The sequence below is a fragment of the Pseudoalteromonas sp. SG44-1 genome (assembly GCF_014164315.1).
GTDB classification, from domain to species: domain Bacteria; phylum Pseudomonadota; class Gammaproteobacteria; order Enterobacterales; family Alteromonadaceae; genus Pseudoalteromonas; species Pseudoalteromonas rhizosphaerae.
The window spans coordinates 14,245-35,076 of sequence record NZ_JACJEW010000030.1 but is presented as its reverse complement, the minus strand read 5'-3'; the positions used below and the strand labels follow the sequence as shown (position 1 = coordinate 35,076).

At 41.5% G+C, this 20,832-nt stretch carries 16 protein-coding genes; 7 read left to right on the top strand and 9 right to left on the bottom strand.

Going from position 1 to position 20,832, the window contains the following annotated elements:
- Positions 1–39 precede the first annotated feature (39 nt).
- The 5 genes from H5187_RS14460 to dapB form a co-directional block, all read right to left on the bottom strand.
- On the bottom strand, positions 40–1,086 hold the full coding sequence (locus tag H5187_RS14460; protein ID WP_182717366.1) for a S66 peptidase family protein: 1,047 nt from the start codon (positions 1,084–1,086) through the stop codon (positions 40–42).
- Between the two features lie 128 nt (positions 1,087–1,214).
- Positions 1,215–1,691: a transcription elongation factor GreA gene (greA, locus tag H5187_RS14455; protein ID WP_145233085.1), complete on the bottom strand. Its 477-nt coding sequence runs from the start codon at positions 1,689–1,691 to the stop codon at positions 1,215–1,217.
- Between the two features lie 49 nt (positions 1,692–1,740).
- On the bottom strand, positions 1,741–4,959 hold the full coding sequence (gene carB / locus H5187_RS14450; protein WP_149982336.1) for a carbamoyl-phosphate synthase large subunit: 3,219 nt from the start codon (positions 4,957–4,959) through the stop codon (positions 1,741–1,743).
- 16 nt (positions 4,960–4,975) lie between these two features.
- A complete protein-coding gene (gene carA, locus H5187_RS14445; protein ID WP_145233083.1) occupies positions 4,976–6,112 on the bottom strand; it encodes a glutamine-hydrolyzing carbamoyl-phosphate synthase small subunit in 1,137 nt (378 codons plus the stop codon).
- Between the two features lie 207 nt (positions 6,113–6,319).
- Positions 6,320–7,117 (bottom strand): 4-hydroxy-tetrahydrodipicolinate reductase, encoded by a 798-nt coding sequence (gene dapB, locus H5187_RS14440; RefSeq protein WP_145233082.1) that lies wholly within the window; start codon positions 7,115–7,117, stop codon positions 6,320–6,322.
- A 271-nt stretch (positions 7,118–7,388) separates the two neighbouring features.
- Here dapB and H5187_RS14435 point away from each other — a divergent pair, with 271 nt between their 5' ends.
- Both H5187_RS14435 and H5187_RS14430 read left to right on the top strand, forming a co-directional pair.
- Complete coding sequence (locus H5187_RS14435) at positions 7,389–8,702, top strand: Na+/H+ antiporter NhaC family protein (RefSeq protein ID WP_145233394.1); 1,314 nt, start codon at positions 7,389–7,391, stop codon at positions 8,700–8,702.
- Positions 8,703–8,777: 75 nt separating this feature from the next.
- Complete coding sequence (locus tag H5187_RS14430) at positions 8,778–9,560, top strand: nucleoside-binding protein (protein ID WP_182717364.1); 783 nt, start codon at positions 8,778–8,780, stop codon at positions 9,558–9,560.
- Between the two features lie 85 nt (positions 9,561–9,645).
- On the opposite strand, the gene H5187_RS14425 is transcribed toward H5187_RS14430, so the two are convergent.
- From H5187_RS14425 to pssA, 3 genes are all read right to left on the bottom strand, one after another.
- A complete protein-coding gene (locus H5187_RS14425; protein ID WP_182734301.1) occupies positions 9,646–10,176 on the bottom strand; it encodes a GNAT family N-acetyltransferase in 531 nt (176 codons plus the stop codon).
- Complete coding sequence (locus tag H5187_RS14420; protein ID WP_149982340.1) at positions 10,177–10,629, bottom strand: GNAT family N-acetyltransferase; 453 nt, start codon at positions 10,627–10,629, stop codon at positions 10,177–10,179.
- Between the two features lie 147 nt (positions 10,630–10,776).
- Positions 10,777–12,102 (bottom strand): CDP-diacylglycerol--serine O-phosphatidyltransferase, encoded by a 1,326-nt coding sequence (pssA, locus tag H5187_RS14415; protein ID WP_149982341.1) that lies wholly within the window; start codon positions 12,100–12,102, stop codon positions 10,777–10,779.
- A gap of 288 nt (positions 12,103–12,390) precedes the next feature.
- Here pssA and trxB point away from each other — a divergent pair, with 288 nt between their 5' ends.
- From trxB to infA, 5 genes are all read left to right on the top strand, one after another.
- Positions 12,391–13,341 carry a thioredoxin-disulfide reductase gene (gene trxB / locus H5187_RS14410; RefSeq protein ID WP_182767553.1) on the top strand — a complete coding sequence of 317 codons (951 nt, stop codon included), beginning with the start codon at positions 12,391–12,393 and terminating at the stop codon, positions 13,339–13,341.
- A gap of 326 nt (positions 13,342–13,667) precedes the next feature.
- Entirely contained in the window at positions 13,668–16,481 is a 2,814-nt protein-coding gene (locus H5187_RS14405; protein WP_182797976.1) for a bifunctional aconitate hydratase 2/2-methylisocitrate dehydratase, read from the top strand.
- Between the two features lie 178 nt (positions 16,482–16,659).
- The gene (gene aat, locus H5187_RS14400; protein WP_145233076.1) at positions 16,660–17,376 is read left to right on the top strand and encodes a leucyl/phenylalanyl-tRNA--protein transferase; all 717 of its coding nucleotides are present in this window, start codon (positions 16,660–16,662) and stop codon (positions 17,374–17,376) included.
- Positions 17,369–18,073: an arginyltransferase gene (locus H5187_RS14395; protein WP_145233075.1), complete on the top strand. Its 705-nt coding sequence runs from the start codon at positions 17,369–17,371 to the stop codon at positions 18,071–18,073. The genes aat and H5187_RS14395 overlap by 8 nt, the downstream gene beginning before the upstream one ends.
- A gap of 90 nt (positions 18,074–18,163) precedes the next feature.
- Positions 18,164–18,382, top strand: coding sequence for a translation initiation factor IF-1 (infA, locus tag H5187_RS14390; protein ID WP_002962494.1), 219 nt, complete (start codon positions 18,164–18,166; stop codon positions 18,380–18,382).
- A 176-nt stretch (positions 18,383–18,558) separates the two neighbouring features.
- Here the strand turns inward: infA and clpA are convergent, their stop codons facing one another.
- Complete coding sequence (clpA, locus tag H5187_RS14385; RefSeq protein WP_145233074.1) at positions 18,559–20,823, bottom strand: ATP-dependent Clp protease ATP-binding subunit ClpA; 2,265 nt, start codon at positions 20,821–20,823, stop codon at positions 18,559–18,561.
- Positions 20,824–20,832 lie beyond the last annotated feature (9 nt).

The following is a 20,832-nucleotide window of genomic DNA, read 5'->3' as shown; positions in this document are numbered from 1 at the left end:
CCTTAATATGCATTTTTATCACCAATTAGGTACGAAGTTCTATTGCAAAGTGGTCACTAGGCTCGCATTGTAAACTAAGCCTTTATCTATAGTGGCTTTAAAACTGCAAAACGCGCCATTCACTAAACATAAATTGGGTGCAACATGTCCGATATCAGCGTCGATGATAACTGGGAATAAACAATTACCTAACGCAAGCTCAAGGGCTTGGTAATAATCAATGTCTTGCTCTGGAGAGCTAAGCAAAGCACTACGCCCCAGAATAATACCGTTAATATCAGCAAACACACCATTTAACCGCAACGCCATTAAAGTACGGGCCACTGCTGTAGGTGAAAGCTCTGCATTTTCTAAATAAAGTAGTAAACCTTCTGGCGCATATGTTTGCTTAAAGTTATGCAGATCAAGATATGGAGAAGCCAGTAACACGTTAAGTGAGTCTAAACAGCCACCAAATAACCGCCCCGTCAGCTCTACTTGCCTTGAGTCTTGATAGTTTAGGCAGCGCCATTGACTCGGCTGAGTATAATCAAATAATGCATCTGGCTCTTTTGCGTAATCAATCACTTTAGTCTGATAATACTTGGCAGGCACCTGTTCGAAATAGCCATTTTTCTCAAGCGCCAGAACATCAAAAACTTGCAAGCAGTAATTGTCTTTCTCGTTAGGATGTAATTGCATTAGATTTGCAGCATGAAGTGTTACCCAACCACATCGCACTGTAAGCATACAGGCAAACGTGCTCACATCTGAAAAACCTACTAACCACTTTGGCTTGGCAGACTTAACCGCATTAAAATCAATATACTGAAGTACTTCCATGGCAAGCTCACCACCCCACGGCGGCATAATTGCGGCAATGCTGTCATCTAGTAAGAACGCCATTAGCTCATCAGCGCGTTGTTTTGCTGGGCTACTTTGTTGTCTTAAGCATTTACCCTCGACTACTAGGTAGCCACGGCGTGTTAAGCCAGAAAGTACGCGTTCCAGGCGTGGGTGAAAGATACTCTCAACACCGGATGAAAATGCGCAAATGGCAATTTTATCGCCGTTTTTTAATGCGTCAGGAAAAGTAATTGCTGTCATCAACATCTGCAAATTATCAATACGTTAGCTTAACGTACCCAATTTATTAAGAAATGTCGAGATTGTTTATGGCATAAAAAAACCGATGCAAGCATCGGTTTTTAAAAACGTGAAAATGAGTAAAGTAATTAAATGTACTCAACCTCAATGATTTCGTATTCCACGTCGCCTTTCGGGGTTTTAATGATCACAGCATCATCTGCTTGTTTACCAATTAAACCACGGGCAATCGGTGAATTAACCGAAATACGGTTATCTTTAATACTTGCTTCATCATCACCAACAATTTGGTATTTAACTTCAGCATCAGTCTCAACATTAACGATTGTTACTGTGGTACCAAAAATAACTTTACCCGTATTTGGTAGTTTAGTCACATCAATGATTTGTACATTTGAAAGCTTAGCTTCAATTTCTTGAATACGGCCTTCGCAAAAACCCTGTTGCTCACGCGCTGCATGATATTCAGCGTTTTCTTTTAAGTCACCATGTTCACGTGCAACTGCAATATCAGATACAATTTTTGGACGGGTAACTGTTTTTAATTCGTTAAGTTCTTTGCGCATTAAATCTGCGCCACGAACTGTCATCGGAATTGTTTGCATACTTTTCTCACTTAATCCCAAGGCCGATAAACGGCCTTGGCACATTTCCTTAGTTCAATCGCAGGTGTAGTTCTTGAACTGACGTCACTTTGCTGCGGTCGTCTGCTTGGTTAGCAGTACAGTTAGCAAATGCCGCATTCAAGGTCGTTGTATAGTTAGTTTTGTGTTGCAATGCACCACGACGTAACACCTTCGAATCTTCGATCGCTTGGCGACCTTCGGTAGTATTAACGATATAGCTATACTCGCCATTTTTGATTCTATCAAGAATGTGCGGGCGACCTTCAAATACTTTGTTTACACGACGTACTGCAATACCAGCATCTTCAAGTGCAGCGGCTGTGCCACCTGTTGCATCTAGTTCAAAACCTAGGTCTGTCATGGTTTTAGCTAGTTCAACAATACGTGGCTTATCGCTATTACGCACAGATAGTAACGCGCGGCCACCGCGTGGTAAAGTATTGCTTGCACCTAATTGTGCTTTTGCAAAGGCTTCGGCGAATGTATCACCGACACCCATTACTTCACCAGTAGAGCGCATTTCAGGGCCACGGATAGGATCCACACCTTGGAACTTAGCAAATGGCAATACTACTTCTTTTACGCTGTAGTAAGGTGGTATCACTTCTTTAGTAATGCCTTGGCTTGCTAAAGATTGACCCGCCATACAACGTGCCGCTACTTTTGCAAGTGCCACACCGGTCGCTTTTGATACGAACGGTACCGTACGCGCTGCACGTGGGTTTACTTCGATTAAGTACACTTTGCCATCTTTAACAGCAAACTGTGTATTCATCAAACCAACCACGCCAAGCTCCAGTGCCATGTCAGTTACTTGCTTGCGCATTACGTCTTGCACTTCTTGTGATAACGAATGGGCTGGTAATGAACAGGCTGAGTCACCTGAGTGAACACCCGCTTGTTCAATGTGTTCCATGATGCCGCCGATGATCACTTGCTCGCCGTCGCAAATTGCGTCAACGTCAACTTCAATCGCGTTATCTAAGAAACGGTCAAGTAGTACTGGTGCTTCGTTTGATGCAGATACGGCTTCGGTCATGTAACGACGTAAGTCTTGCTCGTCATACACAATTTCCATTGCACGACCACCTAGTACATACGAAGGACGTACAACCAGTGGAAAACCAATTTCAGCTGATTTTAAAATCGCTTCTTCAGTTGAAGTCACAGTGGCATTTTCAGGCTGAAGCAGGTTTAAACGCTCAACAAGTTGTTGGAAACGCTCACGGTCTTCTGCACGGTCAATCGCATCTGGTGAAGTACCAATTACTGGCACGCCGTTAGCTTCAAGTTCACGGGCAAGTTTAAGTGGTGTTTGACCACCGTATTGCACGATTACACCAACAGGCTTTTCTACACGTACGATTTCAAGTACGTCTTCAAGGGTAATTGGTTCAAAGTATAAACGGTCTGACGTATCGTAGTCGGTAGAAACCGTTTCAGGGTTACAGTTAACCATGATAGTTTCGTAACCGTCTTCACGTAGTGCAAGGGCTGCGTGAACACAACAGTAATCAAATTCAATACCTTGACCGATACGGTTAGGACCGCCACCAATAACCATGATTTTATCACGATCAGATGGGTTAGCTTCACACTCTTCATCGTACGTTGAGTACATGTATGCAGTATCAGAGCTAAATTCTGCAGCGCACGTATCAACGCGCTTGTATACTGGCACGATGTTTAATAAATGACGCTTTTTACGAATTTCAGCTTCAGACACACCGGCAATTTCAGCGATACGAGGATCAGCAAAACCTTTACGTTTTAACTTACGAAGGAAATCAGCGCTTAAGCCAGCCATGCCCACTTCGGCAATTTTAGCTTCGTCTTTTAAGATATCTTCAATCTGTACTAAGTACCAACGGTCAACTTTGGTTAACTGAAACACTTCTTCAACGCTCATGCCGTGACGCATTGCATCAGCAATATACCAAATACGCTCAGCGCCTGGCTCACGTAATTCACGGATGATTTTCTCTTTCGCTTTCGGATCGTCAAGTGCCACGATTGGGTTGAAACCCGTTGCGCCAACTTCCAGACCACGTAATGCTTTTTGTAACGACTCTTGTTGGTTACGACCAATCGCCATTACTTCGCCTACAGATTTCATTTGCGTGGTTAAACGGTCGTTTGCACCAGCAAATTTTTCAAAGTTAAAGCGAGGAATTTTTGTTACTACATAGTCGATTGATGGCTCGAACGACGCAGGTGTTTTACCACCGGTGATGTCGTTTTGTAGTTCATCAAGTGTGTAGCCTACCGCTAGCTTAGCCGCGATTTTAGCAATCGGGAAACCAGTTGCTTTTGAAGCAAGTGCTGATGAACGTGATACACGTGGGTTCATCTCGATAATAACCATACGGCCGTCATCAGGATTAACACCAAACTGTACGTTTGAGCCACCTGTTTCAACACCAATTTCACGCAGTACTGCCATAGAGGCATTACGCATTAATTGGTATTCTTTGTCAGTTAATGTTTGCGCAGGAGCAACGGTGATTGAATCGCCAGTATGAACACCCATTGGGTCAAAGTTTTCAATTGCACAAACGATAATGCAGTTGTCGTTTTTGTCACGCACAACTTCCATTTCGTACTCTTTCCAACCGATCAATGATTCATCAATCAATAGCTCGCTGGTTGGAGAAAGGTCTAAACCGCGTTCACAAATTTCTTCAAACTCTTCTAAGTTATACGCCACACCGCCGCCGGTGCCGCCCATAGTGAAAGAAGGTCGAATAATACACGGTAAACCAATGCGTTTGATGATGTCTTTTGCTTCATCCATTGAATGAGCAATTTCAGCACGCGGGCATTCTAAACCGATATTTCTCATTGCGATATCGAAACGTTCGCGGTTTTCTGCTTTATCGATTGCATCAGCTGTTGCGCCAATTAGCTCAACACCATGCTTTGCCAATACACCGTGCTTGTCTAGTTCTAGCGCACAGTTCAATGCGGTTTGACCACCCATTGTAGGTAGTACTGCATCTGGCTTTTCTTTTTCAATGATTTTTTCTACCACTTCCCAATGAATTGGCTCGATGTAGGTCGCATCAGCCATATCAGGATCGGTCATAATTGTTGCAGGGTTTGAGTTAACTAAAATAACTCGATAGCCTTCTTCTCTAAGTGCTTTACACGCTTGAGCACCAGAGTAGTCAAATTCACAGGCTTGGCCGATTACAATCGGGCCTGCGCCTAGGATAAGAATGCTTTTTATGTCGGTACGTTTTGGCATTGTTACTCCGGTTTAATTAGTTGTTACGCGCTTGCATCAAATCGATGAAGTGGTCAAATAATGGGGCTGCATCGTGTGGACCTGGGCTTGCTTCAGGGTGACCTTGGAAGCTAAAAGCAGGTTTGTCGGTGCGGTGAATACCTTGCAACGTTCCGTCAAATAACGATTTATGCGTAGCACGAAGGTTATCTGGTAACGTTGTTTCATCGGCAGCAAAACCATGGTTTTGCGCAGTGATCATTACTACGTTACGGTCTAAATCTTTCACTGGGTGGTTACCACCGTGATGACCAAACTTCATTTTCACTGTTTTTGCACCCGAGGCAAGGGCTAACAATTGGTGACCTAAACAGATACCAAAAATAGGAATTTCAGTTTCTAAAAAGGCTTTAATTGCTTCAATGGCGTAAGTACACGGTTCAGGATCGCCCGGGCCATTCGATAAAAAGATACCATCTGGGTTAAGTGCTAACACGTCAGCTGCCGAGGTTTGTGCAGGTACAACGGTTAATTTACAACCACGGTCTACAAGCATACGGAGAATATTACGCTTCACACCGAAATCATAAGCAACAACGTGAAACTTTTCATCGGCTGCGTTTAGAGTTTTGAACCCTGCGCCTAATGTCCAGCTTGATTCACGCCACTCGAAATTTTCCTTGGTTGATACTACTTTCGCTAAATCCATACCTTTTAAGCCTGGGAAGGCTTGCGCAGCTGCGAGCGCTTGGTTTTCATCTAATTCGTCACCTGCAATAATACAACCGTTTTGAGCGCCTTTATCGCGCAAAATACGGGTAAGCTTACGGGTGTCGATGTCTGCAATACCTAAGATATTACGTTCTTTTAAGTAATCATCTAACGATTGCTCGTTACGGAAATTACTTGCTAGCAGTGGCAAATCACGGATCACTAGGCCTTTAGCCCAAATGTGACTCGCTTCTTCGTCTTCGCTGTTAGTACCCGTATTACCTATGTGTGGGTACGTCAAAGTTACGATTTGTTCCGCGTATGAAGGGTCAGTCAGAATTTCCTGATAACCAGTCATTGATGTATTGAATACTACTTCACCGACAGACATGCCGTCAGCGCCGATTGCAGTACCGCGAAACACTGTGCCGTCTTCTAGAACTAACAGAGCGGATTTAGTCAAGTTAACCTCCTAACAGTAAAAAACGGGAGTAAAGTCATTTGCTTTACTACCCGTTTATAGCGATTGGAAACACGCAATTATGAATTTTTGGCAAATTAGCGCTATTTTATAGTAATTTGCCTTTTAGGTCTAACCCTATTTCAATAATCAGTAAAAATAAGCCCTATAAGCCAAAAAAGCCACCAAACACCCAAAAAAGTAACTAAACTACTTCAAGTCGAGGACATCTTGCATGTCATAAAGTCCTGCAGGCTTATTTTTCAACCAGCCCGCAGCTCTTACTGCGCCTAATGCAAAGGTCATTCGAGAACTTGCTTTATGAGTTAATTCAAGCCTTTCGCCAGAAGTTGCGAAATATGCGGTATGTTCACCAACTATATCTCCGCCTCGGAGCACCGAATAACCAATTTCATTTTGCGATTTTTCTGTTTCTACTCGGCTGCGATCAAATACCGCAACCTCATCATGCACCCACCCTTTTGCATCGGCAATTGCTTCACCAATGGCAAGTGCAGTGCCTGATGGCGCATCTATTTTATGGCGATGATGCGCTTCAAAAATTTCGATATCTAAATCATCACCGAATTTAGTGGCGGCGGTTTGCACTAAATTCAACAGTAAATTTACGCCTACGCTGTAATTTCGCGCAAACACAATTGGAATCTGCTTGGCAGCCGTTTGTAACGCCAGCATATCGTCGTCATTTAAACCGGTGGTGCCAATCACCATCGGGATATTTTGTGCAACGGCTGTTTTTAAATGCTCACGCATACCCGCTGGGAGCGTAAAATCAATCAGTACGTCGGTATTGTCAACGTTGCGTTCATCACTAAAATTAATTGTCGCAGGTGCTGCGCTATTTAATTGATTAACGGCAATATTTAATAAGGGAGAACTGCTGCGTACATAGGCTGCACTAAGCTCGGTATGATTATTTTTGTGAGCGGCTTCAATTAATGCCAACCCCATTCTTCCGTTTGCGCCAAATACGCCTATTCGATTCATATTAATAACCTATGCATTTTTTGAGTTGGCTAGATTTTATCTAAAACTCGTGTAATAGTCAGGTAAGCCTTTTAAAAAATAATAATAACAGATACCCATAGACTTTAGCCATCTATACATTTAAACTTCTTTCTTTGCGCCGATTTGGTCTTTGGCTTGCGGGCGCTGTTGAGGTACTTATCATTGTGGTAGGTATGACAACTAAATTCAGCTAAAAGAGGGATGTTTTGGCTGTGTTAGTTGTGCAAGAAGTTATCTAACGAGGAATATGATGCAGCCATCATTTAATAAAACAACAGCAAAACTATCTTTGCTCCCCCTATTAACCTTTGTGGCCTTATTTTTAGGTGCGGGTTTATACCTGCAATCACAAGGGGTCGATTACGCTTTTTATCAGCTCCCTGCCCCTGTTGCTATTTTACCGGCGATTATGCTGGCGTTTATGTTAAATAAAAACACCATTAACCACAGTGTAGAAACCTTTATAAAAGGTGCCGGTCACAACAACATCATTACCATGTGCTTAATTTATTTACTTGCTGGGGCATTTTCTGCCGTCGCAGGTGCAACAGGCGGCGTGGATGCGGTTGTTAACGCCGGTTTATCACTTATTCCACCAGCATTACTTTTACCGGGCTTATTTTTAATTGCAGCGGTAGTATCTACGGCCATGGGTACTTCAATGGGTACTATCGGGGCGATTGGCCCGATTGCGTATGCGGTCTCTATTAAAACCGGTATTGATCCAGCATTAATGGCCGGTACGATTGTGTCAGGTGCGATGTTTGGCGATAACTTATCAATTATTTCTGATACCACCATTGCTGCAACGCGTACCCAAGGCTGTGAGATGAAAGATAAATTCCGTGAGAATTTAAAAATCGCATTGCCAGCAGCTATCCTCACTATTGGTTTATTATTCTTTTTAACTCCTGCGGCTCAAGCAGTAGAAACTAAAGATTACGATATTCTATTAGTACTACCTTATGCATTTATTTTAGTACTAGCGGTGATGGGCTTTAATGTATTTGTGGTGCTGTTCAGCGGTATTATATTTGCGGCACTGATGGGCTTTACTGGCAGTTATGAAGGTGCCAGCTTTGTAAAAGACATTTATAAGGGCTTTACTGATATGCAAGAAATATTCTTGCTGTCGATGTTTATTGGTGGCTTATCAGAGTTTATTCGTATTAACGGTGGCCTTGATTATATCGCGCAAAAGATTCAAGCCATTACTAAAGTCATTGCAAAATGGCACCGAAAAGTGGCAGATCAACTTGGTATTGCCGCGTTAGTTATGACCAGCAACGTATGTATAGCGAATAATACCGTGTCGATTATTGTTGCCGGTCCTATCGCCAAAAAACTTGCCGATGATGGTGAGATCAGCGGAAAGCGTTCAGCAAGCTTGCTGGATATTTTCGCCTGTGTTACGCAAGGATCTCTCCCTTATGGTGCACAAGCATTACTACTTGGCGCAACATTTAAAATTAGCCCGTGGCAAGTATCAACCTCATCTTACTACTGCTTTATATTGGCATTTACTGCTATAGCAGTAATTTGCCTACGCCGAAATAAGGCATAAATACTTAACCAGATGCGCTCACGTTTGGGCGTATCTGCTATACTTTGCACTTTACTCCCCATTAAACATATAGTTATGAATATAAAATCAACATTATCTTTATTCGCCCTTTGTGCAGTTAGTACATCTAGCTTTGCTGCAAATTGGAGCACAACGCAACTACATTTAAACTACGGCGATTTTAAAAACCCATTTACTGAACAAGAAGCAGGTACATCAATCGCTTCACTGCAACATGCCTCTGGCTATGACTATGGTGATAACTTTTTCTTCATAGATTACATTAATGATAATGTTGATGATGGCTATCAAGACCGTGACTTTTATGGCGAATGGTATTCAACTTTTAGCCTTTCTAAAATAACCGGTAATGACTTTTCGTTTGGCGCTATTGCTGACGTTGGATTAACAGCGGGCTTTAACGCCGCAGGTGATGCTAAGGTATTGAAGTATTTACCCGGTGTTAAAGTAAATTGGCAAGCGAAAGGATTTAGTTTTTTATCAACCCTAGTTACGGCCTATATAGATGATAACGAGGGTGTTGCGCGTGGTGGCGCGCCTATTGAAACTAACAGCTGGATGCTAGATGTTGCATGGGGTTACCCGTTTTCGATTGGTTCACAAAAATTTAATATAACTGGCCATGTTGAATATATTGCTGAGCGCGAAAATGAATTTGGTGAAGATGTTAAGGCGTGGATCTTAGCGCAGCCTATTATTACTTGGGACTTGGGTAATGCCATCAGCATGAAAGAAAATACCTTACTACTTGGCCTTGAGTGGCAATATTGGCACAATAAGCTAGGGACCGATACCACTGAGTCGGTACCGCAATTTCATGTTGAGTGGACGTTTTAGCGAGTTAGCGAGTTAGCGAGTTAGCGATAATAATAAAGCGCGATATTAATTGTATTGCGCTTTTTTTACTTACCATGAACACAGATCACGTTAGCTTTATTTCATAAACACCCAAACGCTGCTGTTGCTGATTAGCAAGGAAGATTGATGTCTCTTTTTGATAATATTTAAATTGTGCGCCTGCGCGTTGCACAACCTTTATACTCGCTAAGTTTTCCTCTAAACAACAAAACTCAATCACTTTTGCATGACTATTATTTTTTATATAAGGCACTATTTTAGTAAGCACTTGATTCATGGCTCTTTGCCCGCGTGCAAAATCAGCTAACCAATAACCGCATTCAGCACCTTTACTATCAGGATCAATGTGTTTAATACCAAATACACCGCTTAAGCGATCCTCTATATATACCGCAAACCACTGAGAACCTGCTTTACCGCTGTGTAGTCGTTCATATATATAACGTTTAGTTGAATTAACATCTATTACGTAATCCACCCAAGGTAAAAATTGACTCAGATTTTCCCGACTATCGGCGATAACTTGGTAAAGTTCAACTGCGTGACTAATATCTAATGGCTTTAAAGTTATTGAATCTGAAATCACCAGTTCCATTTAGTCAGCCTCAACTACTTTTGCTAAACGCATATGTAGCAGCGGAAACGGCTTTCCTTGACCATCTAATTCAGAGCGCCCTATTTGCTCAAACCCTCTACTTAAATAAAAACCATGGGCTTTAGGGTTTTGCTCGTTAACATCAACATGAGTTGCTGCTAAATTATCAATCGCGTAATTAATTAAGAACGTGCCAACCCCCTTCGCAAAGAAAGTCGGCTCAACAAACAGCATTTCAATATTGCCGCCAGCAACGCCAATAAACCCAATTATTTTTCCACTGTTGTCTTTACAACAAAAAAGACTAACAGCATCAAAATAATGTGCCAAAATCAATGGTTTCAGTTCATCTATGTGTTGTTGGGTTAAAAAGTCATGGGTATGAGAAACGCAAGCTTCCCAGATCTCAATTAAAGAGGCGTAATCTTTTTGCTCGGCGGATTTAATAAGCATTGTTAGTTCCTTTGAATATTAAAATAACCATCATCAGTTTTGCAAAAATATTGTAGCGGAGTTGGGCAACAGCTCCGAGGCTAAATCAACAAAAAGCAGCGTAAACGCTGCTTTTATAGTACTTACATTTTAGTCTCTAACTTTGCGTTAAATAAAACGCTTAATAATAAAATCAACTTTGACACGCTTAGCTTGCCCCAGCAATTTTTTAACCGCTGGCGGGTAATCGTCCATGGTTTCTAAATCTTCGGCACCGTTTAAACGACGACAGTGTTGTAATATCTCGGCTCTTTCATTGTCGATTGCTGGCATGAGACTTTGCTCAGGATCTTCTAATAAAATGCCATTTTCGATATCTAATCCCCAGGCACGAGGATTTAAATTATGGCCACTCAATAAATGATATTTACGATCAGCACAAATACCTTTCAAATGAAATGAGTTACTTTCATGCTGCCACAAATACACATTTAAATTACCGTTAATAATATGGCGCTTTTGCGATTTTAAAAATTTATGCAAAATCGTTTCATACAAGTATGGCAAAGCCCCTATTTTACTAAATGGTTCACTTGGTGGCAGGTAAAAATCATTCGCCGTTTTATCGCCTACTACGATTGTTACTTGCTTGCCCTGTTTTAGTAAGCGGCGCAAGGAACGCATTAACGGTGCAGGAAAATTAAAGTATGGGGTATACAGCACTAACTCTTGCTCGGTGGCATCAAATAAGGATTTGATCACACGATTAAGCTCGTTATTACGTCGTCCCAGTCCTAAAAATAGTCGCACGCCAAGTGCTTGCTCATTTTGCTCCACACTGTGAGCGTAGTTAGCTTGCTTTAATGAACGCATCAATTGTTTTTGTGCGATTTTAATATCATTAAACTTTGTTAAAGGCCGCACATCAATACGTGGAACGGCTTCAGAACTCAACAATTCATGTTCAATAAAGTCAATCACAGAATCACATAGTGAGGCCTGCTCGACTAAAAAATAGCGATCTAACCGGTAGCGCTCTTGATACTGCAAATACACATTATTTAAACTCGCACCGCTGTAAAGCAGCGTATCATCAATTACAAAACCTTTTAAATGCAGCACCCCAAAAAGTTCTTTTGCTTTTACTGGTACGCCAAAAATTTGTACATTTGATTGATATTTTTCTTGATATTCACAATATAAACTGGCGTTACCATCTGACTTTGCCGCACCAATTAAACCGCGTTGGGCACGATGAAAGTCAACCAACACTTTTACATCTAATGCAGGGTTTGCTAATGAAGCCTGATGTAACGCTGCTAACACTTCACGCCCTGCTTCATCATCTTGCAGATAAAGTGTCGTAATATAAATACGTGTTTTTGCCTGCGCAATCAGTGCTAGTAAATGCGTGCGATATTCTTGTGCATTGGTTAAGACGTTAACGTCTTTTGAAGTCAACCCGTACGCGGGTTTTTCCTGCCAAAATAACATAATTGCCTATTCACTTAGGTCACCCTTAATCAGGGTCACAAATCAAAATTAGTTAAAACATATCAAAAAAACACAGCTTGGTCATGAATTAACGTCGCATGCTGAGTTAATACTGAATTAATAGCTCGGATATCATACAAATCGTACACTTATCATGATTCTAGTACACAATATTTGACAGCTTTGTGATTTAGAAAAAAAAATAATCGCCGCTTTTATTTACTTCCCTCTTGTTTCTCTTAAAATCGAGCGCATTAATACGCTATTAAACGTTTAGGATATAAAAACATGAGTGAAGTAAAACATTGTAAGTTGCTAATTTTAGGATCTGGACCTGCGGGTTACACTGCAGCAGTTTACGCAGCACGCGCAAATTTAAACCCGGTATTGATCACCGGTATGCAACAAGGCGGTCAACTTACAACAACGACTGAAGTTGAAAACTGGCCGGGCGATGCTCACGGTTTAACAGGTCCTGCATTAATGGATCGTATGAAAGAGCATGCCGAGCGTTTTGAAACTGAAATTGTCTTTGATCACATTCACACTGTTGATGTAACTAAGCGCCCTTTCACGCTAACTGGCGACCAAGGTACTTACACGTGTGATGCGCTGATCATTGCAACGGGTGCATCTGCTAAGTACTTGGGCCTAGAGTCTGAAACTAACTTCCAAGGCCGTGGTGTGTCTGCCTGTGCAACCTGTGATGGTTTTTTCTATAAAGGTCAAAAAGTTGCGGTTGTTGGCGGTGGTAATACCGCGGTTGAAGAAGCGCTTTATTTATCGAACATTGCTGATGAAGTACATGTAATTCACCGTCGTGATAGCTTCCGCAGTGAAAAAATCTTAGCCGATCGCCTCGCTGATAAAGCAGCAAACGGTAACGTAGTCATGCATTATAACCGTACGCTTGATGAAGTACTGGGCGACCAAATGGGTGTTACCGGTGTTCGTATCAAGGATGCAAACTCAGAAGCCACTGAAGAAATTGATTTAGCGGGCGTATTTATTGCAATTGGTCATAAACCAAATACTGATATGTTTGTTGGCCAACTTGAAATGAAAGATGGCTACTTAGTGGTTGAGTCAGGCCTAAACGGCAATGCAACACAAACAAGTGTACCAGGTGTTTTTGCTGCAGGTGATGTGTCTGATCATATCTACCGTCAAGCAATCACTTCTGCTGGTACTGGCTGTATGGCAGCACTTGATGCTGAGCGTTTCTTAGATAACCTATAAGTTTACACAACATATAGTAAGGGCTGAATTTTCAGCCCTTTTTTTTGGCCAAAAATTATAAAGGCTCATCCAACACCGAAAAGTACTCATTGCAGTCGCATCAACATTCACCACACTTATACTCGGAATCAATCATATTTATACAATTAATGGCTTAGGTGCGATAGGATCTAAGTTCGAGCAATGAATATCGTCAAAGTATAGTAAGTAAAACTAGCTATAATTATAGTTAGGCAGAAAAGCTTTATTCATTTAGGCATTACTAGAGACTGTAAAATCAGTTAAAATGCTTAACTTCATATCAAGTAAAATACCGAGAGTTTTCTATGAGTTTGTATACAAAATATATGGAAGAAATCCAAACCCGTAAAACGGAGCTTGGATTAAACCCACAACCAATCGATAGCGCTGAACTAGTATCAGAAATCATTAATCAAATTAAAGATACTAATAACGAGCACCGTAAAGATTCACTGCATTTCTTTATTTTTAATACATTACCAGGAACAACCAGTGCTGCGGGCGTTAAAGCACAGTTTCTAAAAGAAATTATTTTGGGTGAAGAGCAAGTTGCAGAGATCACTCCAGAATTCGCATTTGAACTGCTTTCACACATGAAAGGCGGCCCGTCAATTGAAATGCTAATTGATTTAGTATTTGCTGATGACGCAACAATCGCAGCACAAGCGGCTGAAGTACTTAAGACTCAAGTATTCTTATACGATGCAGATATGGCTCGCATAAAAGCGGCATACGAAGCAGGCAATGCTATTGCTAAAGAGTTACTAGAGAGTTTCGCACAAGCTGAATTCTTCACAAAATTACCTGACATCGAAGAAAAAATCGATGTAGTAACCTATATTGCCGGTGAAGGCGACATCTCAACTGATTTACTATCTCCAGGTAACCAAGCACATTCACGTGCTGACCGTGAATTACACGGTAAATGCATGATCACTGAAGAAGCACAGCAAGAAATTGTTGCACTTCAAAAGAAACACCCTAACGCTAAAGTAATGCTTATTGCTGAAAAAGGCACGATGGGCGTTGGTTCATCTCGTATGTCTGGTGTGAATAACGTAGCACTTTGGGCGGGTAAACAAGCAAGCCCATACGTTCCTTTCATCAACATTGCCCCTGTTGTTGCAGGTACTAATGGTATTGCGCCAATCTTCTTAACAACCGTTGATGTAACTGGCGGTATTGGTCTTGACCTTAAAAACTGGGTTAAAAAAGTAGACGCAAACGGCAATACAGTGACTGATGACAATGGTGATGCAGTGCTTGAAGAAGCGTACTCTGTTGCTACCGGTACTGTGTTAACAATTAATACTAAAGAGAAAAAGCTTTATAACGGTGATAAAGAACTTGTTGATATTTCGTCAGCATTCACACCTCAAAAAGTTGAATTCATGAGAGCCGGTGGTTCTTACGCTGTTGTATTCGGTAAAAAACTACAAACGTTTGCTGCTGAAACACTCGGCATTGAAACTCCACTTGTGTATGCACCTTCAAAAGAAATTTCACATGAAGGCCAAGGCTTAACAGCGGTTGAAAAAATCTTTAACCGTAATGCAGTAGGTGTACTATCAGATACGCCACTTCACGCAGGCTCAAATGTTCGCGTTAAAGTGAACATCGTTGGTTCGCAAGATACAACCGGCCCAATGACAGCACAAGAATTAGAAGCCATGGCTGCTTCAACGATTTCACCACTTGTTGATGGTGCATATCAGTCTGGTTGTCACACTGCATCAGTATGGGATAGCAAAGCGCAAGCGAATATTCCTAAACTAATGGCGTTTATGAATAAGTTTGGTTTGATCACAGCACGTGACCCGAAAGGCGTTTATCATGCAATGACTGACGTTATTCATAAAGTATTGAACGACATTACCATTGATGACCGCGCAATCATCATCGGTGGTGACTCGCATACACGTATGTCTAAAGGCGTTGCCTTTGGTGCCGATTCAGGCACGGTTGCTGTTGCACTTGCAACGGGTGAATCAGCTATGCCAATTCCTGATTCAGTTAAAGTTACGTTTAAAGGCAAAATGGCTAAGCACATGGATTTCCGCGACGTTGTACATGCAACGCAAGCGCAAATGCTTAAGCAATTTGGTGGCGAAAACGTGTTCCAAGGTCGCATCATTGAAGTTCACATTGGTACCCTAATGGCTGACCAAGCGTTTACCTTCACTGACTGGACTGCAGAGATGAAAGCGAAAGCATCAATCTGTATTTCAAATGATGAAACGTTAATCAAGTCAATTGAACTTGCTAAGTCACGTATCCAAATCATGATCAACAAAGGGATGGATAACGAGGCGCAAACGCTACAAGGTCTAATCGACTTAGCTGATAAGCGTATTGCAGGTATTCAATCTGGTGAAGAGCCAGCACTTTCTCCAGACGATAATGCTAAATATCACGCAGAAGTTGTGGTTGATTTAGACCAAATCGTTGAGCCAATGATTGCCGATCCAGACGTAAATAACGATGATGTTTCTAAGCGTTATACTCACGATGTGATCCGCCCTGTTTCTTTTTACAACGACAAGCCTGTTGATTTAGCTTTTGTTGGTTCGTGTATGGTTCATAAAGGCGATATGAAAATTATTGCTCACATGCTACGTAACCTTGAGAAGAAAAACGGTTCTATCTCATTCAAAGCGCCATTAGTCGTTGCGCCACCAACATATAACATTGTTGATGAGCTTAAAGCGGAAGGCGATTGGGATATCCTTGCTAAATACGCAGGGTTTGAATTTGACGATGCAAAACCAAAAACGGCCGCACGTACTAAGTATGAAAATATCTTATACCTAGAACGCCCTGGTTGTAACCTATGTATGGGTAACCAAGAAAAAGCTGAACCTGGTGACACTGTTATCGCAACGTCAACACGTCTGTTCCAAGGCCGTGTAGTAGCTGATACATCTGAGAAAAAAGGTGAGTCACTACTGGGTTCAACGCCAGTTGTAGTACTTTCTTCTGTTCTTGGTCGTTTCCCGACTATCGAAGAGTATAAGTCTGCAGTTGAAGGTATTGACCTTACATCGTTTGTACCTGTTGAAGAAGCGATGACAACTAAGTTCAACACAGGTCAAGCAGTACCCGTAAAAGTGGTTAGCTAATTCGATTAGTTAATGGTTCAATTAAGCGCGTTTTTTAACGCGCTTTTTTTATGCCTACAATTTGCCTATCATAAGTAAGCGCTGTACAACGCTATGGATAACACAATAATTTGTGGTTTGTGAATTTAAAGCAACAGGTTACACTTTATCTTGATCATTCAGTTATTCAATCGGTGTTATGACTAAACAACTTTATCAACTCGCTAAAAGCCACTTTGCTTTTCCTGATCCCACCCATGCATTAGATGATCCAGATGGTTTACTTGCCATTGGTGGATGCTTATCTGTAACGCGATTAAAAAATGCCTATCGCTACGGTATTTTTCCATGGTTTAGTGAATACGAGCCAATTATGTGGTGGTCGCCAAGTATGCGCGGCATCATTGAACTCGATGAATTTCATATTAGCCGAAGCTTACGCAAGCATCTGAAAAAAAATCCGGTTAAAGTGACTATTAATACCGAATTTACTCAGGTGATTGAAGCCTGTCGCCAACAACGCTTAGAAACAGATGGCACCTGGATCACAAAAAAAATGCTCAACGCTTATAAAGATGCACATAAAGCAGGCTTAGCGCATAGTTTAGAAATCTGGTCAGACGACAAACTTGTTGGTGGCTTGTACGGTATTATGCAGCATGGCGTATTTTGCGGCGAATCAATGTTCCATCATCAAGCTAATTGTTCAAAATTAGCCATGTGGGCATTGGTCAATTGGTTGAAACGTCACCATGCGCATTTTATTGACTGTCAGCTTGAGAATCCTTATTTAGTCACTTTAGGTGAAAAAGTGCTACCGCGCTCAGAATTTTTAACTAAACTAAAACAAGCAGAAGAGTTTATTATTCCAACAACAATGTGGCAACCTCAGGAGCTTATCGCTATTTATGACTGAACACTTACCTGCTCGTTTAGGTTTAAGCCAACAATTTGATTGTAGCTACCTAGCCGATCGCCAAGAGCAATTATTAGTCATTTTGGATCCAAGTTGTTATACCCCGGGCAAATTTGAGCAATTACTGGCCCTCGGTTTTCGCCGTAGTGGTGACCAAATTTACCGACCACACTGCCCTGTTTGCAGCGCATGTAAGTCTGTGCGTGTATTAGCTAAGGCATTTTTACCGACAAAATCACAAAAACGTAAACTTAATAAAGCAAAAAATGCCTTTAGTGTGAAATATTCAGACCAACAACGCCCTGAATACTTTCCGTTATACAGTAAATACATTACCGAGCGTCACCAAGACGGTTCTATGTACCCACCAGAACAAAGTCAGTTCAACAGCTTTATATTTTGTCACTGGTTACCAATTACTTTTATTGAATTATGGGACCAAGAGAAACTGGTTGCAGTGGCGGTAACTGATTGTATGCACAACGCTGTTTCTGCTATTTACACTTTTTTTGATCCTGATTATGAGCACTTCAGTGTGGGCACAATTATGATTTTAGAGCAGCTCAAATTCGCCAAACAATACGATAAAGAATTTGTCTATTTAGGTTATCAAATTGATGAATGTGCAAAAATGCGTTACAAAACCCAATTTTTACCTGCCCAAAATAGGGTTGCAGACCAGTGGCTGGCTATTTAATTTACAAAAATGCCTACTGCGGCTTTACTTATTGGTGTATTTTCGGCAGAATCTGCATCGTTTAACTATTAAAGAGGTGTTACGCTAAACATGGCGAAAGAAGACGTAATCGAAATGCAAGGGACGGTCCTTGATACTTTACCAAATACAATGTTCCGAGTTGAGCTTGAAAATGGTCACGTAGTTGTGGCTCACATTTCAGGTAAAATGCGTAAAAACTATATCCGCATTTTAACCGGCGATAAAGTTACCGTAGAAATGACCCCATACGATTTATCAAAAGGTCGCATCGTATTCCGTGCTCGCTAAGTTAGTGCGTTAACGAAATATCAAGTTTTTAGCTAAGTTGTCTGAGTAACTTAGTTACTTTCTACATTAGCTTGAAGCGTTTATTAAATGTAATTGATAGCTAAACTAACAATTACATTTAATAAACAAAAAGCCCAGCAATTGCTGGGCTTTTTGTTTTCTATTTAACGCTGTAATTATGCAGGTGTTAAATTCGTTTCATAATCAAAACGCAATTTTTTATCTTTGATAGACACTTTCACTGTGCCACCGTCGATAAGTTGCCCAAATAAGATCTCGTTTGCCAGCGGCTTTTTCAATTGCTCTTGGATCACGCGGCCCATTGGACGTGCGCCCATAGCTTTATCGTAGCCTTTATCTGCCAACCATTCCCGCGCTTTATTAGTAAGCTCAAGATTAACTGACTTTTTATCCAGCTGCGCTTGTAACTCAACAATAAATTTATCAACAACCAGTAAAGTTACATCACGATCAAGGTGGTTAAACCAAATGATGTTATCTAGGCGGTTTCTAAATTCTGGCGAAAATACTTTATTGATTTCGCTCATCGCATCATGAGAATGATCTTGATCAGTAAAGCCTATTGATTTACGTACTGTTTCTTGTACGCCCGCATTGGTAGTCATCACCACCACAACGTTTCTAAAGTCAGCTTTACGGCCGTTATTATCGGTCAGCGTGCCATGATCCATCACTTGCAGTAAGATATTGTAAATATCTGAGTGAGCTTTCTCAATCTCATCCAGTAAGACAACCGAATGTGGATTTTTAATCACAGCCTCAGTTAACAAACCACCTTGTTCAAAACCAACGTAGCCTGGAGGCGCACCAATTAAACGGCTTACCGCGTGGCGCTCAACATACTCAGACATATCAAAACGGATAAACTCAACACCCATACATTTTGCAAGCTGTTTAGTTACCTCCGTTTTACCTACACCCGTTGGTCCTGCAAACAAGAACGAACCGACTGGTTTATCTTCATTTGATAAGCCTGAACGTGATAAGCGAATGGCCGAGGTTAGTGCATCGATTGATTGATCTTGGCCAAATACCAACATCTTCAAGTTACGATCAAGATTTTTAAGAGTCTCTTTATCGCTTGATGACACACTTTGCTGCGGAATACGCGCCATTTTTGCCACGATCAATTCGATATCTGCCACACCAATGGTTTTTTTGCGTTTAGAGATCGGTTGTAATCGTTGGCTAGCACCCGCTTCATCAATAACATCAATGGCTTTATCAGGTAAGTGACGCTCATTAATGTACTTAGCACTGAGCTCTGCCGCCGCTTTTAACGCTTTTTGCGTATAGCGAATGCCATGATGCTCTTCGTAACGTTCTTTTAAACCATTAAGTATTTTAGTGGTATCAGCGACACTTGGTTCAAGTACATCAATTTTCTGAAAACGACGCACTAACGCACGGTCTTTTTCAAAGATATTTTTATACTCATTATAGGTAGTTGAGCCCATACAACGTAACTTACCGCTCGAAAGCAGTGGTTTAAGCAGGTTAGATGCGTCCATAACGCCACCAGAGGCTGCGCCGGCACCAATTATGGTATGGATCTCATCAATAAACAAAATAGCGCCTGGTTTCGCCTGAAGCTCTTTTAGTAATGCTTTAAAGCGCTTTTCAAAATCACCGCGGTATTTAGTACCTGCAAGTAATGCCCCCATATCTAACGAGTACACCACAGCATCGGCAATCACTTCGGGTACTTGTTCATGCACTATGCGATACGCTAGACCTTCAGCAATAGCGGTTTTACCTACCCCAGCTTCGCCAACTAATAACGGATTATTCTTTTTACGACGACACAGTACTTGCACCGTGCGTTCTACTTCACTATCACGGCCCACCAATGGGTCGATATTCCCTTCACGGGCGAGTACATTCAAATTAGACGTGAAGTTTTCTAATTTACTTGGCTCTTCGCCTTGAACGGCTTGTACTTCTTCATGGATGTCATCAGCATCTTCACCGCCCATGTCATCGTCTGCTTTAGAGATACCATGAGATATAAAGTTCACAATATCTAGTCGCGAAATATCAGCTTTTTTCAGCAAGTAAACCGCTTGGCTTTCTTGTTCTGAAAAAATGGCAACCAGCACATTGACGCCTGTTACTTCGTTTTTACCCGATGATTGCACATGAAATACTGCGCGTTGCAATACCCGCTGAAAACCAAGTGTTGGTTGAGTTTCACGTTCTTCTTCTAAGTCAGGAATGACTGGAGTGGTCTCATTAATAAACTCTGATAGCTCAGCTTTTAATGCTGCCATATCAATCCCGCAGGCGTGTAGCGCTTCTCCAGCCGATGGATTATCAAGTAGGGCAAGTAATAGGTGCTCTACAGTCATAAATTCATGGCGACGTGTACGCGCTTCGCGAAACGCCGCGTTTAAAGTTAGTTCTAAATCTTTGTTTAGCATTAGCAACCC